13 protein-coding genes are annotated in these 15,592 nt (G+C 67.5%); 9 read left to right on the forward strand and 4 right to left on the reverse strand.

The window, feature by feature from the left end; translation table 11 throughout:
• Positions 1-13: 13 nt before the first annotated feature.
• The 9 genes from ACSQ9A_RS03775 to ACSQ9A_RS03815 are packed head-to-tail and all read left to right on the forward strand — an operon-like array spanning position 14 to position 11,813.
• On the forward strand, positions 14-823 hold the full coding sequence (locus ACSQ9A_RS03775; protein ID WP_436302734.1) for a hypothetical protein: 810 nt from the start codon (positions 14-16) through the stop codon (positions 821-823).
• Between the two features lie 3 nt (positions 824-826).
• Entirely contained in the window at positions 827-2,194 is a 1,368-nt protein-coding gene (locus tag ACSQ9A_RS03780) for a tetratricopeptide repeat protein (protein ID WP_436302735.1), read from the forward strand.
• A 20-nt stretch (positions 2,195-2,214) separates the two neighbouring features.
• Positions 2,215-4,587, forward strand: a complete 2,373-nt coding sequence (locus ACSQ9A_RS03785; RefSeq protein ID WP_436302736.1) for a type VI secretion system Vgr family protein — start codon at positions 2,215-2,217, stop codon at positions 4,585-4,587.
• A gap of 18 nt (positions 4,588-4,605) precedes the next feature.
• Complete coding sequence (locus ACSQ9A_RS03790) at positions 4,606-7,257, forward strand: DUF2169 family type VI secretion system accessory protein (RefSeq protein ID WP_436302737.1); 2,652 nt, start codon at positions 4,606-4,608, stop codon at positions 7,255-7,257.
• Between the two features lie 23 nt (positions 7,258-7,280).
• On the forward strand, positions 7,281-8,330 hold the full coding sequence (locus tag ACSQ9A_RS03795) for a pentapeptide repeat-containing protein (RefSeq protein WP_436302738.1): 1,050 nt from the start codon (positions 7,281-7,283) through the stop codon (positions 8,328-8,330).
• Positions 8,331-8,335: 5 nt separating this feature from the next.
• Positions 8,336-8,974, forward strand: coding sequence for a DUF3540 domain-containing protein (locus ACSQ9A_RS03800; protein WP_436302739.1), 639 nt, complete (start codon positions 8,336-8,338; stop codon positions 8,972-8,974).
• 10 nt (positions 8,975-8,984) lie between these two features.
• A complete protein-coding gene (locus tag ACSQ9A_RS03805; protein ID WP_093110786.1) occupies positions 8,985-9,380 on the forward strand; it encodes a DUF4150 domain-containing protein in 396 nt (131 codons plus the stop codon).
• A gap of 23 nt (positions 9,381-9,403) precedes the next feature.
• On the forward strand, positions 9,404-11,014 hold the full coding sequence (gene tagH / locus ACSQ9A_RS03810) for a type VI secretion system-associated FHA domain protein TagH (RefSeq protein WP_436302741.1): 1,611 nt from the start codon (positions 9,404-9,406) through the stop codon (positions 11,012-11,014).
• A 22-nt stretch (positions 11,015-11,036) separates the two neighbouring features.
• The gene (locus tag ACSQ9A_RS03815; protein WP_436302742.1) at positions 11,037-11,813 is read left to right on the forward strand and encodes a PP2C family protein-serine/threonine phosphatase; all 777 of its coding nucleotides are present in this window, start codon (positions 11,037-11,039) and stop codon (positions 11,811-11,813) included.
• A gap of 45 nt (positions 11,814-11,858) precedes the next feature.
• Here the strand turns inward: ACSQ9A_RS03815 and ACSQ9A_RS03820 are convergent, their stop codons facing one another.
• The 4 genes from ACSQ9A_RS03820 to tssA all read right to left on the reverse strand — a co-directional run bounded on the left by ACSQ9A_RS03820 (position 11,859) and on the right by tssA (position 15,584).
• On the reverse strand, positions 11,859-12,341 hold the full coding sequence (locus tag ACSQ9A_RS03820; protein ID WP_436302743.1) for an Hcp family type VI secretion system effector: 483 nt from the start codon (positions 12,339-12,341) through the stop codon (positions 11,859-11,861).
• Positions 12,342-12,467: 126 nt separating this feature from the next.
• The gene (gene tssC, locus ACSQ9A_RS03825; protein WP_093110792.1) at positions 12,468-13,964 is read right to left on the reverse strand and encodes a type VI secretion system contractile sheath large subunit; all 1,497 of its coding nucleotides are present in this window, start codon (positions 13,962-13,964) and stop codon (positions 12,468-12,470) included.
• Positions 13,965-13,997: 33 nt separating this feature from the next.
• Positions 13,998-14,519 (reverse strand): type VI secretion system contractile sheath small subunit, encoded by a 522-nt coding sequence (tssB, locus tag ACSQ9A_RS03830; RefSeq protein WP_212733719.1) that lies wholly within the window; start codon positions 14,517-14,519, stop codon positions 13,998-14,000.
• A 33-nt stretch (positions 14,520-14,552) separates the two neighbouring features.
• Positions 14,553-15,584, reverse strand: a complete 1,032-nt coding sequence (gene tssA, locus ACSQ9A_RS03835) for a type VI secretion system protein TssA (RefSeq protein ID WP_436302745.1) — start codon at positions 15,582-15,584, stop codon at positions 14,553-14,555.
• Positions 15,585-15,592 lie beyond the last annotated feature (8 nt).

The raw sequence follows: 15,592 nt of genomic DNA on the forward strand, positions 1-15,592 counted from the left end.
GAGGTGAACCGTCATGCCACACCATACCAACAAGGTGAAAGTGCTGAGCCCGCTGCTGGCCATTGCGTACTCCGACCTCAACGGCACGCGCGCGAACTATCCGACGACGGCGCAAAAGAACCTGCTGCTGAACGGCGCAGCAGCGGCCAGGCGGATCATGCGCAGTGCCGTCACCGAGATGGACCGCGTCGTGTACCTGCGAAGGCCGGAGGGCCAGCCCTTCACCAGCATCATGAATTACCACTTCGGCCTGGCCGCCAATCGCCTCAACCCGATGCTCAAGAGCAACGTGGTGGACAAGTCGATCAGCCTGAAGGCCATCGCCCAGAAGGACCGGCGAAGCATATTGAACAAGGCCCGAATGGGCATGCTGAGTGTTTCGTTTCACCTGAACACTGGCGTCTATCTGATCGATATCGACGCCGGCGTGAGAACCATCGCTGCCGGTTCTCCCGTTGCGGCAACCTTTTTCGACAACACCGACGAGGGCTATGTGCGGGGCGGTCCTACCCAGCCTCACACGGGCCTTCTATCGGGGTTCAGGAACGGGGAGATCCATATCTCGTTCGCAAAAATGCAGGCCGATGGATACACGGCCGACGCCGTCGCCAGAGTGATCATTCACGAAGCGTTCCACAAGTACTGGGCGGCATTGGACCATTGCTATGCATGGAACCTGGCGACCTACCGTGGGCTCAATTGCGAGCAGGCTGTCGACAACGCGGACAGTTTTGCCTGGGCCGCGTTCTCGCTGGACCAAGGGGCACTCATCGAAGGCGTGGACTCCCACGACACGCACCACCAGGCAGTCGCGGTGCCCTGAACGATGAAGCTTCCACCGGGTTACGAACCTGCCACCCATCTGCGCTTCGACGAAGCGCTGGCATTGGCGATGGCCATGCACCGAGCCAATCGCCTCGACGATGCGGCACAGCTCTATGAACGCCTCCTCGAAGCGGCGCCGGCCAATGCCGACGCGATGCACTTCAAGGGCGTGCTGGCGCACCAGCGCGGCCGCAGCGAAGAGGCGCTCGCGCTGATCCGCGGCTCGATCGCGCTGAATGCCGCGGTGCCCGACTGGCACAACAACCTGGGCAACGTGCTGCTCGAAACCGGCCAGGTCGACGCCGCCGCGGATGCCTACGAAGAGGCCGCGCGCCTGGCGCCTGCGCGCGCCGACATCCACAACAACCTCGGCGTGCTGCGGCGCGAGCAGGGGCGGCCCGAAGAAGCGGAGAGCGCCTACCGGCGCGCCATCGAACTGGATCCGAAGAACGTCGAGGCCCACACCAATCTCGGCCGCCTGCTCAACAGCCTGGGACGCGAAGAGGAATCGATGCGCTGCTTCTGCGAAGCATTGCTGCTGAAGCCCGGCCATGCGCCGGCGCGCGAGGCGCTCGGCCTGGCCTACTACACGCTCGGGCGCTTCGAGGAGGCGGCGCAGGTGTACCGCGACTGGCTGAAGGACGAGCCCGGCAACCCGGCGGCGCGCCATCATCTCGCGGCCTGCTCGGGCGAAGGCGTGCCGGCGCGCGCCGCCGACGACTATGTGGAGAAGGTGTTCGACGGCTTCGCCGACAGCTTCGATGCCAAGCTGGCGCACCTGCACTACCGCGCGCCGGAGCTGATTGCGCAGACCGTGGCCGGGCTGCTGGGCGCACCCCGGCGCGAGCTCGCCGTGCTCGACGCCGGCTGCGGCACCGGCTTGTGCGGCCCGCTGCTCGCATCCTACGCGCGGCGCCTGGAAGGCGTCGATCTGTCCGAGCGGATGCTGGCGCGGGCCCGGGTGCGCCAGGTCTATGACGCGCTGGCCAAGGCCGAACTCACGGCCTTTATCGAAGGCGCGGCGCCGGCCTCCTACGACCTCGTCATCTCGGCGGACACCCTGTGCTATTTCGGCGATCTGCGTGGGGTGGCCCAGGCCACGGCCAGGGCGCTGCGGCCGGGCGGCTGGCTGGTGTTCACCGTCGAAGCGCTCGATGCGCCGGAGGATGTGAAGGAGGCGGGCTTCCATCTGCACCACCACGGCCGCTACAGCCATCGCGACAGCTACCTGCGCGAGGTGCTCGCGGAAGCGGGGCTGGCCGTCGGTGCAGTGACGGCCGCGCACCTGCGCATCGAAGGCGGCAAGCCGGTCGACGGCTGGATCGTGTCGGCGCAGGCCTGCGAAGCGGCGGCCTCCCATTCGTCCTAGAAAACACAGAAAGAATACGCATGGCCGACACGCAATTCATCATCAAGAGCGACTCGCCCGTCAACGACGACCTGATGTTCTGGAGCGTGGTGGGCCAGGAAAGCCTGTCGCGTCCGGCGGCCTACGAGCTGACCGTGCTGTCGGCCAACGAGAAGATCGACGCCAAGGACATTCTCGGCCGCGCCTTCGACGTGGTGTTCGAGTTCCTCGATGCCGACGGCGCCAAGCACGAGCGCCATTGCCAGGGGCATGCGGTGCGCTTCATGCGCAAGGGCAGCGTGGGGCGCTATTTCGAATACCGCTTCACGCTGCGCTCGTGGTTCTGGCTGCTCACCAAGCGCAGCAACTCGCGCATCCTGCAGGACAAGCCGGTGCTGGACCTGCTCGATGCCGTGTTCGAGGACAGCCCGATCAAGCGCTTCAAGAAGATCAAGACCGACAAGGTCATCGGCACGCACGATGCGCGGCGCTACAGCGTGCAGCACCAGGAGAGCGACTACCAGTACCTCTCGCGGCTGCTCGAGGACGAAGGCGTCTACTACTGGTTCGACGCGCACGACGCGCCGGGCACGATGCACCTCGCCGACGCGAGCGACGTGGCGCACAAGAAGCTGCCGGTGACCGACACGCTGAACTACGTGGCCCCGGGCGCGAGCGAAGCGCGCTTCAACGAGATCAGCCTGTGGGTGGATTCGCGCCGCCTCGACACCGGCAGCTTCGCCTCGCGCGACAGCGACTTCAAGGCCATCCGCAAGAAGCTCAGCGCCGACAAGGGGGATCCCGACGTGCACGAGCTGGCCGATTTCGAGGCCTTCGAGTTTCCCGGCGGCTACTTTCGCGAAGCCGATACCGAAGACGCCGCCAAGGTGCGCACCGAAGAGCTGGTCGCGCGCCGTCGCCTGAACTGGGCCATCACGCGCTGGCCCGACGTGGCCGCCGGCATGAACTTCAGCTTCAAGGGCCATCCGGCCGGCGGCGCCGACGGCGACTACCTGATCGCGAGCTGTGCCTTCGTCGTGACGCATCCGGGCTACGAGAGCATGAGCGAGAGCGAAAGCCAGGTCGACCGGCAGGGCCAGCTGCTGCTCGAGCTGCTGCGCGAGGACCCGATCAACGCCAACTGGATCGAAGCGTTGCAGGACATCGTGCGCGGGACGCCGGAGCTGCACCAGCCGGTGCGCGGCAATGGTGTCTTCCTGCTCACCGTGCTGCCGGCAGAAACCGTGTTCCGGCCGCCGCGGCTGACGCCGCGCGTGACCATGCCCGGCCCGCAGAGCGCGATCGTGGTCGGCCCGAAGGGCGAGGAGATCCATGCCGACGACTTCGGCCGCGTGAAGGTGCATTTCCACTGGGACCGCTACGACGAGAGCGACGAGAAGTCCACTTGCTGGGTGCGCGTGTCGCAGCCCTGGGCCGGCAAGGGGTGGGGTGGCTATTTCATTCCGCGCATCGGGCAGGAGGTGATCGTCGATTTCCTGAACGGCGACCCGGACCGGCCGATCATCGTCGGGCGCGTCTACAACGACGACCAGCCGAAGCCCTTCGATTCGCACACGCAAAGCGGCTTTCGCACGCGCTCCACGCCCAAGGGCAGCGCCTCGAACTGCAACGAGCTGCGCTTCGAGGACAAGAAGGGCTCGGAGCAGGTCTTCCTGCACGCCGAGAAGAACCAGGACATCGAGGTCGAGAGCGACGAGACGCACTGGGTGGGCCACGACCGCAAGAAGACGGTGGACAACGACGAGACCAACCATATCAAGAACAACCGGACCGAGACGGTCGGTGTGGACGAGAAGATCGACATCGGCGCCAACCGCACCGAGACCGTCGGCGCGAACGAAGACATCACCATCGCGTCGAACCGGACCGAATCGGTCGGCGCCAGCGAGACCGTCTCGATCGGCGCGGCGCGGGATCACACCATCGGCGCCGACGACACGAAGACGGTGGGCGCCAGCGAGAGCGTCACCATCGGCGCCTCGCGCACCGACACGGTCGGCGGGTCGATGACCCAGACGATCGGCGGCTCGCTCTCGCAGACCGTGGCCGGCGGCATCACCACGACCACGGCCGGCGCCTACACCATCACCGCGACCGGTGGTTTGACGGTCTGCGCGCCGGGCGGCGTGAAATACATCGACAGCTTCTTCAGCCGCCTGGGCGGCAACCTGCTCGAGAACTACAACAACATCGTCAAGCTGACGCCGATGAGCATCGAGGGGACGGGTTTCAAGGCCGAGGCCTGCGGCATCAAGATCGACGAGGGCGGCCTCTTCAACAAGAAGGCCGGGGTGGCGCTGCTGCACCTGGGCAGCTTTCTCGAGAACGCCGGCCCGGTGCTGAAGAAGGCCGCCGTGGTGGTGGACAAGGCCGGCCTGCACCTGATCGGGTGAGCGGGCCGCCCGAGCGTCATGAGAATCGTCAAGCCCAACTGCCTCAGCGTGCTCCCACGATGCATCGAGCACAGGCGGGAGCTGTTCCTTTGCGTGTCGACCTTCGCGATGGTTCCGCTGCGCGAGGCAGCCATGCTGTGCTCCGAGCAGAAGCTGTGGACTGTGCTGCCGCAGGCCTTTCCGGAATTCGTCGAGGCGGGCGCGCCGAAGAAGGGCGGCGAGTTCCTGCTGGCGGGCGCGGTGCATGCGCCGCCAGGCTCGCAGGCGGCGAGCATCTCCTTTGGCATCCGTTTCGCCGGCATCGAGAAGATCGCGCTGGCGCACGGGCGGCGGTTCACCGACGGCCAGGCGATCGTCCATCAGGAGCCGCTCACCCGCGTCGCTCTCGATTGGGCGAATGCCTATGGCGGCAAGGAGTTCCCGCTCAACGTGCGCGGCTGCGGGCATCCCTCGTCCGTGCGGCCCGATGGCTATCTGCCCTTGCCGTGCATCGAGGCGGCGGACAAGCCCTGGCATCGGGATCCGGCGCGCAACCGGCCGATGGCCTTCGGCGTGCTCGACCTCGCGCATCCGGAACGCCTCGCCTGCGCCGGCACCTATGACGAGGCTTGGCTGAAGACCGAGTTTCCCGGCTTGGCGCTCGATGCGGACCTGTGCATCCACAACATCGCGCCCGCCGACCAGCGCAGCGCCTCGCCTTTCGCAGGCAACGAAGGCTACGAACTGGCTCATCTCTCGGCCTCGGAGCCCTTGCTGCGCGGTGCCTTGCCGGGCGTCGCGGTGCGCGCCTTCATCCAGCGCAAGAGCGCGGCGCACGAAATGGAAGAGCTGAGCACCGCGTTGCGCACGGTGGTCTTCCTGCCGGAGGCGGACCGGGTCGTGCTGGTCTGGCAAGGCCTGTGCAAGGTGGCGGAGGACGATGCCGGCGACATCCAGACCGTGATGGTGGCCGCCGAACACATCGGCCGCCCGCGCGCGCGCGGGCACTACAAGCAGGTGCTGCTGGACCGCGTCGAGTCCGAGGACGCAGCATTGCTGTCCTTGATGGACGAGCAGCTGCTGCCCGAGGACTTGCCCTTCGAAGGCCTGCTGCCGGCCGATTTCGATCTCAACCGCAAGCCGGCCGCCGACAGCTACGGCGAGCGCCTGCGCCGGCGTGCGGAAGTGCAGCTGAAGGCGGGCCGCGACGAGGTGATCGCCCTGGGACTCGATCCCGACGCGCATGCGCCCGCGGCCACGCTCGGGGCGCTTCCGCCCATGCCGCCGCTGCCCCAGCTCGGCGAGTTCATGCGCCAGCTCGCGGTGGACGGGCAGAAGCGGATCGAGCAGGGCAAGAAGGCGGCCGCCGCGATGCTGCAGGCCTCGGAGACGGCGTACACGCAACAGGGCCTTTCGTTCGACGTCGTTCGCGACGAGCTGGCGGGCGTCGGGCAGGGCGGGCCGCCCAAGCCGCTGAAGCCACAGACGATGGCCACGCTGAACGAGCTCCAGGGCGTGGCGAAGCGCAGCAACACGCCGCTGGACGAAGTGGACGAGATGCTGGCCGACGAGAAGCTGCACGCACGCTGGGACCGGCAGGATCGCGAGTTGCGCGACATCTATGTCCGCCATGCCCAGCACATGCATCCCGCGCCCGCCGCGACCGGCAGGTTCGCCGAGCGGCAGCATCGCTGGGTGGAAGAGCGGCTCGCGGCCGGCCACGGCCTGCGCGACCTCGATCTCACGGGCGCCGATCTGCGCCGCTTCGATCTGCGCGGCGTCGACTGCACCGGCGCCATGCTCGAAGCGGCGAATCTCCATGGCATGCAGCTCGCCGGCGCCAGCTTCGACGGGGCCGTGCTGGTGCGCGCCGATCTGGGCGAAGCCCTCGCGGCCGGCTGCGACTTCAGCAATGCCAATCTGGGGAAGGCGAACCTGCACAGCGTGGACGCCGCCGGCGCGGTGTTCGCCGGAGCGAACCTGTGGGAGGCGCGCCTCGAGCAAGCCGGGCTGGCACGCGCGATCGTGGGGGCTGCCCAGTTCTATCGCGCATCGTTGATCGGCATCGACCTCTCGCATGCGGAGCTCGCCGAGGCCCAGTTCCTCGAGTGCGACCTGTCGTCGGCCGACTTCAGCCACGCCAACTTCGGCGGCGCCCAGTTCATCAGTTGCAAGGCCGAGGGCGCGCGGTGGCTGCAGTGCACCGGCGGCACTGCCGTGTTCTACAAGTTCGCCTGCCGCGGCGCCGATTTCTCGAATGCCAGCCTGCCAGGCGCTCGTTTCGTCGAGGCGATCGATCTCGCCGGTGCCGTCTTCGCCGGCGCCACGCTGGCCGGCGCCTATTTCGGCCAGGGCAGCGACCTGAGCGGCAGCTGCCTCGACCGCGTGCAGGCGCGCCAGGCGGACTTCACCGCCTGCAACCTTGCCGGTGCCACCTTCAGGCACGCGGACCTGCGCGAGGCCAGCTTCCGCAAGGCGCTGCTGGGGCGCGCCGACCTGAGCGGTGCGAACCTGATGGACGCCATCCTGAGCAACGCCGAAGCCTTCTCGGCACAGCTGTGCGACTGCAACCTGTACGCGGCAGACCTGGCGCGCATCCGCGCCGATGAGCACACCTCCTTCGAGGGCTCGCTCACGAAGCGAGCCCGCATCTATCCGCGCTGGCGCCCACCTGTGCCTTCATCGCCATGACGCCGATGCAGAAGAGCGAACTCATGGCAAAGATCGAGAATGCCGACCCGGTGCAAGGCGCTTCGCTGCAAGGCGTCGATCTGTCCGGCGCCAGGCTGAGCGGCGCCGTGTTCGAGAACGTCGATTTCCGCGGCTGCGCGATGGCCGGTGCCAGCTTTGCCGACAGCATCCTGAGCAAGTGCCGCTTCGACGGCGCCAGCCTCCAGGGCGCGGTGATGACGGGCGCAACCTTCCATGAGTCGAGCGTGTGCGATGTGGATCTGTCGGAATCCGCCTGCGTGGGATTCAATGCGGTCCAGAGCCGCTTCGACGGCAGCAGCTTCAGCAAGGCCGACCTGACGGAAGCGAACTTCATCAAGTCGTCGCTGGCTGGCGCCCGGCTCGCGGGCGCAAGGGCGGTGCAACTGTCGCTGGTCGAAACGCGCACCGAGGCGATCGACCTCTCGGACCTGCTGTTCTTCAAGTCCGTGGTGGTGGAGGCCGATCTCTCGGCCGCCGACCTGAGGGGCTGCCGCATCGATCAATCGGTCATGAGCAAGGTGCGCCTCGCGGGCCAGCGGCTGGCGGGCGCCGACTGGCAGCGCAGCCAGTTCATGGAGGCCGATCTGGACGGCGTCGACCTGTCGGGCGCGCAGCTGCAGCAATGCAACTTCAAGGGCGCCAAGTTGACGGACGCGAACCTGGTCAAGGCCAAGGCCGCCAACACGCTGTTCATCGAATCGCGCTGCGAGCGCATGGACGGCAGCGGTGCGGATTTCTTCCAGAGCATCTGGAGCGATGCGCTGCTCGAAGACGCCCGCTTTGCCGGCACGCGGCTCGAGCAGGCGATGCTCCATCGCGCCAGGTGCCTGCGCGCCAGCTTCGCACGCGCCAACCTGGTCTACGCCGACTTTTCCCATGCCGACGTGTCCGGCGCCGACTTCGACGGCGCCAGCTGGGAACGCACGAAATTCCATCAGGCGCGGCGCATCGGCGTGCGCCTGCCTGCCGGCGCCAGCATCCTGTACGAGGATCCCGAGCTCGCCGCGGCCGAAGCATGGAGCCCCCTCGATCCGCCATCGCAAAAAAGGTGAACACCATGGAAGTCATCGATCAACGCGAGCCCAAGCTCGCGGCGTCGTCCGCCGCCGCGGCCTACGTGGTCGGCAGCGTCGTGGAGACCGCTGCCGACGTGGTGTACGTCAGCTTCGACCGGCGCGTGCATGAAGCAACGCGCGCATTCAGCTGCATGGTGGTTCCGGAGCCGGGCGACGAGGTCGGCCTGTTTCGCGCGCCGGACGGTCGTCTCTTCATGACCGCGGTGCTCAGCCGGGCCTGCGATGCCCCCTTGACGCTCCATGCCCCGGAAGGCTTCGCGCTGAAGTCGGACAAGGACATCCGGATCGAAGCGCAGCAGGCCGTGCATCTGCAGGGCGCGACTTTCACCGGGCGGTTCGACAGCGCGCACTGGGCCGCGCGCCTGATGCGCGTGACCGGCGTCGAGTTCGTGCTGCGTTCCGCGGCGGCGCGGCTCTTCGCAGAGGCCGCGGAGGCAGTGTTGTCGCGCTTGCAGGTGTCGGCCGATCGCAGCTATCGTCATATTGCGCAGGCGGAGCATGTGCGCACCGGCATCCTCGACGTGAAGGCCGAGCACGTGGCGAACATCCGGGCCGGGACGATGCTGCTTTCCTCGCGCGAGTTGACCAAGGTCGACGGCGCCCAGATTCACGTTGGATGAAAGGATCGCCATGTTCGCGAACACCCAGATGGGCGGCCAGGACACCGGCTTCCCGGATGTCTGCCTGACGCCGACGCCCGGCGGGCCGGTGCCCACGCCCTATCCGAACATCGCCACGCGGCCGATGGCGGTCAATGCGGTCTACACGGTGCTGCTCAGCAACGCGCCGGCACACAACCTGGGAACCACCATCCCCATGACCAACGGCGACAACGCCGGCGTCGCCACCGGCGTGGCCTCCGGCACCGTCATGGGCCCGGCGCGCAACCTGACCGGCGCGTTCACGGTGCTGATCGGCGGCAAGCCGGCCACGCGGCTCAGCAGCGTGGCCTTGCAGAACAGCACGAACTGTCCTGGTGTGTCGATCGCGCCGAGCCAGGTCAAGGTGCTGCTGCTCGCGCCCTAGACAGAGAGTAAAGAGGCCACCAGGTGATACGGATCGCTGTTCTCAACGTCCGGGGCGCGCCGCCCGGGCAGCCGCTCGCCGCCAGCTTCGGTCCGGCCGGCGGCACCATCGGCCGTGCCGACACCAACACGCTGGTGCTGCAGGATCCAGACCGGACGGTATCTCGCATGCATGCGCAGATCTCGTTTCGCAACGGCGACTTCTACATCGCCGATCACGGCAGCAATCCCATGCAGCGCAACGGCCAGCCGCTGGGCTCGGGCAGCGAGGTGAAGCTGGCGGACGGCGATCGGCTGGTGATCGGCAGTTTCGAACTCTCGGTGCAGCACGCGGCGGCCGATGCGCCTGGCGCTGCCTCGCGGCCGGCGCCGCTGCACGTGCCGGCGGCCAGCGACGACGACCCCTTTGCCGACCTGCTCGCGGGGCTGGCGCCTGCAACGCCTGCCGCGCCCGCGGGCCGCGCGGCGCCGGCGGCGAGTGCGCCGGTGCCGCTTCCCGACCCCTTCGGCCCCGGCGCTGCCGGCGGCCGGGCCGCGGACACGGATCCTTTTGCCGACCTGCTGGCGCCCGCACCCTCCGGCGCACCAGCCAAGGCCGCGGCGGGCCTGGGCGCGCTCGACGACTTTTCGGACCTGGCCGCGCCGCCGGCGGGCAAGGCCGCCGGCATCGACGCGCTGTTCGGCGGCAGCGCAGGCCCCAGCGGCCTGGGCGGCGATCCGCTGGCGCTCTCGCCGCTTGCGGATCCGTTGCTGCAGCCGAACACGGCGGGCGGACTCGATCCGCTCGCCGCATTGAAGGGCCGCGCGCCCGCGACGCCGGCACCGCGCAGCGATCACGTGCCGATCGGGCAGTTCGGCTATGTGCCGCCGGTGGCGATCGCGCCGCCGGCAGCCTCGTCGCTGCTGGACGATCTGGATGCGCCGCTCGGCTCGCCGAGCTTCGACGACATGACGGGCGCGCGGATCGAAGCACCCGTACCCCCGCCGCTGGCCGCGAAAGCGCCGGGCTTCGCGCCATCGCCGCCGGCCGCGGCGGTGCCGGCCGATGCGCTGCTGGCCGCCTTCCTGCGCGGCCTGGGCAGCATGCACCCGATGCCCGAGGCGCTCACGCCCGGACTGATGGAACGCGTCGGCGTCCTGCTGCGTTCGGCGACCGAAGGCACGCTGCAACTGCTGCTCACGCGCCAGGAGTTCAAGCGCGAGGTGCGCGCCGAGGTCACGATGATCGCGGCGGAGGCCAACAACCCGCTGAAGTTCTCGCCCACCGTCGAGGTCGCGCTCGCGCATCTGCTGGGGCCCGGCGTGCGCGGCTTCATGCCGGCCGAGGCCGCGATGCGCGACGCCTTCGACGATCTGCGCGCGCACCAGTTCGGCGTGATGGTCGGCATGCGGGCCGCGCTGGCCCACGTGATCGAGCGCTTCGGACCGGAAGAGCTCGAAAAGAAGATCGCAGCCAAGTCGGCACTCGACAGCCTGTTCGCCGCCAACCGCAAGGCCAAGCTGTGGGACCAGTTCATCGCGCTCTATGCCGGCATCGCGAGCGAGGCAGAGGACGACTTCCACACCCTGTTCGGCAAGGCCTTCCTCGAGGCCTACGAAGAGCAGATGGCGCGCCTCAAATCCGGCGGCGGTTGAAGAGAACGAAAGAGGAGGGGCCGTGGACATAGAAATCGTCACCTTGTCGAGGCAAGGCGGCCGCAGCTACAACGAAGACGTGTTCGGCCACTGGAACGACGGCCGCTTCGTCGCCTGCCTGGTGGCCGACGGCGCGGGCGGCCACGGCGGAGGCGACGTCGCGGCGGCCATCGCGCGCAGCAGCGTGCTGGAGGGCTTCGCGGCAAATCCGGGGCTCGATGCCGAGATGCTGCGCCGGCTCATCGCGCGCGCCAACCTCGACATCGTGGCGCGCCAGGCCGAGGGCGGCACGCTGGCGGCGATGCGCTCGACCGTGGTGCTGGCCGCGGTCGACCTGCACGAGAACCAGATTGCCTGGGCCCACAGCGGCGACAGCCGCGCCTACCTGTTTCGCGCCGGCGCGCCGGTGGCGCGCACCGTCGACCACAGCCTGGTCCAGCAGATGGTGGCTGGCGGCATGCTCGACGAGGAGGGCGCTCGCCTTCATCCTCAGCGCAACATGCTGTTGTCGGCGCTGGGCTCGGTCGAAGAGCAGCCGGAGATCGCGGTCTCCGCGCCCATGCCCTTGATGGCGGGCGACGTGCTGCTGCTTTGTACCGACGGGGTCTGGGAGCCGCTCGGAGACGAGCGCCTGCTCGAGATGCTGCGCGCGGCGAAGGACGCGAGCCGATGGGTGGAGGAGATCGACCAGCAGGTCAGGGCCAACGCCAAGCCGGGCTACGACAACTACACCGCGTTGACGCTGTGGGCCCACGCCGACGGCATGGATGACGAGGTCACGCAGCCGCTGCCGCCCTAACCGCATGCGGGACGCTCTCCGAGCGCCCCGCCTCGATCCGGCCGCTCAAGCTTTGACGTTGGCGCGGATATCCCAGGCCGCCGTCTTGGCCGCATCGAGCGTACCGTCGGGCTTCTGCGGCTTGTACTCGTACTTGAACTTCGCGAAGTTGAGCGTGATGTTCTCGGTGAGGCGGTCTTCGCCGCCGCTGCCGCCGGTGGAGACGGCCGACACGAGCACTTCGTTCAGCGTGATCGTGAGGTACTCCTGTGCGTCCTCGCCCGCCTTGCGCACCACGAGCGTCGCATCGGCAAAGTGCTTGCCGTTGCAGCAGGCAAGCAGCAACGCATTGGAAGAGGAGTCGACGTACTTGGTGAAGGACAGGTCCTGGACGCTGACCTTGCCCGCGCCACCTCCGCTCCCCAGGTGCATGCTGCCCGACTGGCTGGCACCCCAGCTCCAGGCCAGCAAGTCGATCTCCTCCTTGTGCTTGCTGTCTTTCGACTCGCCCTTGACGTCGGCGATCTTGATAAACATGTCTACGGCCATGATGCCCACCTTTCAGTTTGTGTGAACCAAGAAAAATCAGCTTCCTCGCAGTGCGCCCCGCGGGCCAGCTCGGCAGCTGTAGAGAGAACGAACGGGTCGCTGCGTTTGCAACGATTTCGCGGAAATTTATTTGCCGCCCTTCGCCGACGGCAGCTTCGAGACCAGGCGCAGCGACACCGTCAGGCCTTCGAGCTGATAGTGCGGGCGCAGGAAGAACTTGGAGCTGTAGTAGCCGGGATTTCCTTCGACTTCCTCGACCACCACCTGCGCCGCGGCCAGCGGCTTGCGGGCCTTGGTTTCCTCGGAGGAGTTGGCGGGGTCGCCGTCCACGTAGTTCATGATCCAGTTGTTGAGCCAGCGCTCCATGTCGGCTCTTTCCTTGAAGCTGCCGACCTTGTCGCGCACGATGCACTTGAGGTAGTGCGCGAAGCGGTTGCAGGCAAAGAGGTAGGGCAGGCGCGCCGCGAGGTTGGCATTGGCCGTCGCGTCAGGGTCGTCGTACTCGGCCGGCTTGTTGAGCGACTGGGCGCCGATGAAGGCGGCGAAGTCGGAGTTCTTGCGGTGGATCAGCGAGAGCAGGCCGGCCTTGGAGAGCTCGGCCTCGCGCCGATCGCTGATCGCGATCTCGGTCGGGCACTTCTGGTCGACGCCGCCGTCGTCGCTCGGGAAGGTGTGCAGCGGTAGGTTCTCGACCGCGCCGCCCGACTCGATGCCGCGGATGCGCGAGCCCCAGCCGTAGAGCTTGTACGAACGGTTGATGTTGGTGGCCATGGCGTAGGCCGCGTTGGCCCAGCTGTACTTGCCGTGGTCGGAGCCCGACACCTCTTCCTCGAAGTCGAACTCCTCGACCGGATTCGTCTTCGCGCCGTAGGGCGTGCGGGCCAGGAAGCGCGGCATGCACAGGCCGATGTACTTGGAATCGTCGGACTCGCGCAGGCTGCGCCAGCCGGCGTACTCGGGCGTGCCGAAGATCTTGGTCAGGTCGCGCGGGTTGGCGAGCTCCTGCCACGACTCCATCTGCATCAGGTTGGGGCTCGCGCCGGTGATGAAGGGCGCATGCGCCGAGGCCGCGAGCTTGGCCATCTCGCCCAGCAGTTCGACGTCGGGCGGGCTCTGGTCGAAGTGGTAGTCGCCGACGATGGCGCCGAAGGGCTCGCCGCCGAACTGGCCGTATTCCTGCTCGTAGACCTTCTTGAACAGCGGGCTCTGGTCCCAGGCGGCGCCCTTGAACTTCTTCAAGGTCTTGTGCAGCTCCTTCTTGGAGATGTCCATCACCCGGATCTTGAGGTTCTCGTCCGATTCGGTGTTGTTCACCATGTAGTGCAGGCCGCGCCAGGCGCTCTCGAGCTTCTGGAACTCCTCGTTGTGCAGGATCTTGTTGATCTGCTCGGTGAGCTTCGCATCGATCGCGGCGATCATGGCCTGGATCGACTTGGTCACATCCTTGCCGATGACCTGCGTGTTGGCCAGCGCCTGCTGCGCCAGCGTGAGCACGGCCGCCTCGACGGCGCTCTTGGCCTCGTCGCTGCGCGGTTTGAACTCCTTCTGCAGGAGCGACGAGAAATCGCTTCCTTCGTAGGCAACGTCTTTCAGAGGGCTCTGCTGCTCGAGTGCTTCAGCCATGTCGGGTTCTCCTCGTGTGCAAAAAATGGGGCGTCAGGCGGCCGGCGCGGCGCCTTCTTCGGGCTTCTTGCTGGCGGCCAGCGTCTGCAGCAGCGCCGGGTCTTCCAGCACCTTGGCCAGCAGGTCTTCGGCGCCGCCCTTGCCGTCCATGTAGGTAACCAGGTTCGACAACTGGGTGCGGGCCTCGAGCAGCTTGTTGAGCGCATCGACCTTCTTGGCCACGGCGGCGGGCGAGAAGTCCTCCATGTTCTCGAAGGTGATGTCGACCTTGAGATCTCCTTCGCCGGTCAGCGTGTTCGACACCGAGAAGGCGGCGCGCGGCTTCATGGCCTTCATGCGCACGTCGAAGTTGTCGGTGTCGAACTCGAGGAACTTGCGGTCGCCCACCGGCGCCAGCGGATCGGCTGGCTTGCCTGAGAGGTCGGCCAGTACGCCCATCACGAAGGGCAGCTGGACCTTTTTCTCCGCGCCGTAGAGCTCCACGTCGTACTCGATCTGGACCCGCGGCGCCCGGTTCCGGGCGATGAATTTCTGGCTGCTCTTGGACATGGACATGCTCCTTGGGGAGGGTGGATGTTGCGATGGGATTTACTCGACCGACTGCTTGCCGGTCACGGTCTCGATGGTGTCGAGCGCGTTCGGAGCGAGATCGGCCATGATTTCGAAGAAGCTGACGCCGATGAGCTTCTTGGCGCGTGCGATCAGAAGCGGTGCCGGGTTGCCCGGCTCGGCCTGTTCGAGATAGCGGATCACGCGGTCGAGGGTCTGGAGCGCGTCCTGCCGGGTCCGGATTTCGCCGGGTGCCGCGGCGCGCGCGGCGGAGGCGCTGCCGGTGCCGGCATCTGCGGCAGCTTCGGCCTCTGCCTCGGCCTGCGCCGTGGTGCCGGCCACGGCGGCGCTGGCCTTGCTCAATACGGTGGCAATCGCGCGCAGCGGCCCGAGATCGATCAGGTCCGTGCGGCCGGTGCGCTCGACGATCAGCGTCTGCAAGTGCGTTACGAGCGTGGGCATTTCCATCAGCGTCTGCAGCACCTCGGGCGTTTCGCCGTGGATGGCCTCGAGCCCGCCGTGGATCTGCGCGGCGGAGTAGCCGGCTTCGGCGCCGGCCGGCGCCAGCGCGTTGTGCGCGATCGCGACGTCGCGCACGCGGATCGGACCGACCCCGCGCGCCACGCCGACGTTGGCTTCGTACAGGTCGCGCAGCACCATGTCTTCGTCGGTCAGCGGCGCGAGCGCATTGAGGCGCATCGTGGGATCGTTGTCGTCGTCGGCATCCAGCTTTGGATGTATGCCTTCCCAGTGGCGGTCGAGCAAGCCGGTCAGCAGCCGCAGGCTCATGACGAAGCCGGCGATGCCTTGCATCCGGGTGCTGGCGCGCAGCAGCAGCACGGCGACCCGGGCATCCTTGGTCCGGCCCAGCAGGGCCTGCGCCTGTTCGGCCACGGAGCGCCACTCGGGCTCCACCGCGGGGATCACGGTGTCCCCGAACTGTTGCTCGGGCTTGCCTTGTGCGGCCGCGGCCAATGCGGTGAATGCAGGGTCGTACTCGAGGTCGTCACCGCATGGCGAGGCTTCGCTGATGGGAGCCTGCAGGGCTTCGACAAGTTCGGGAGTCAGCATGTTGCCTG

This window comes from Variovorax sp. LjRoot290, assembly GCF_964253985.1.
GTDB lineage: Bacteria > Pseudomonadota > Gammaproteobacteria > Burkholderiales > Burkholderiaceae_C > Variovorax.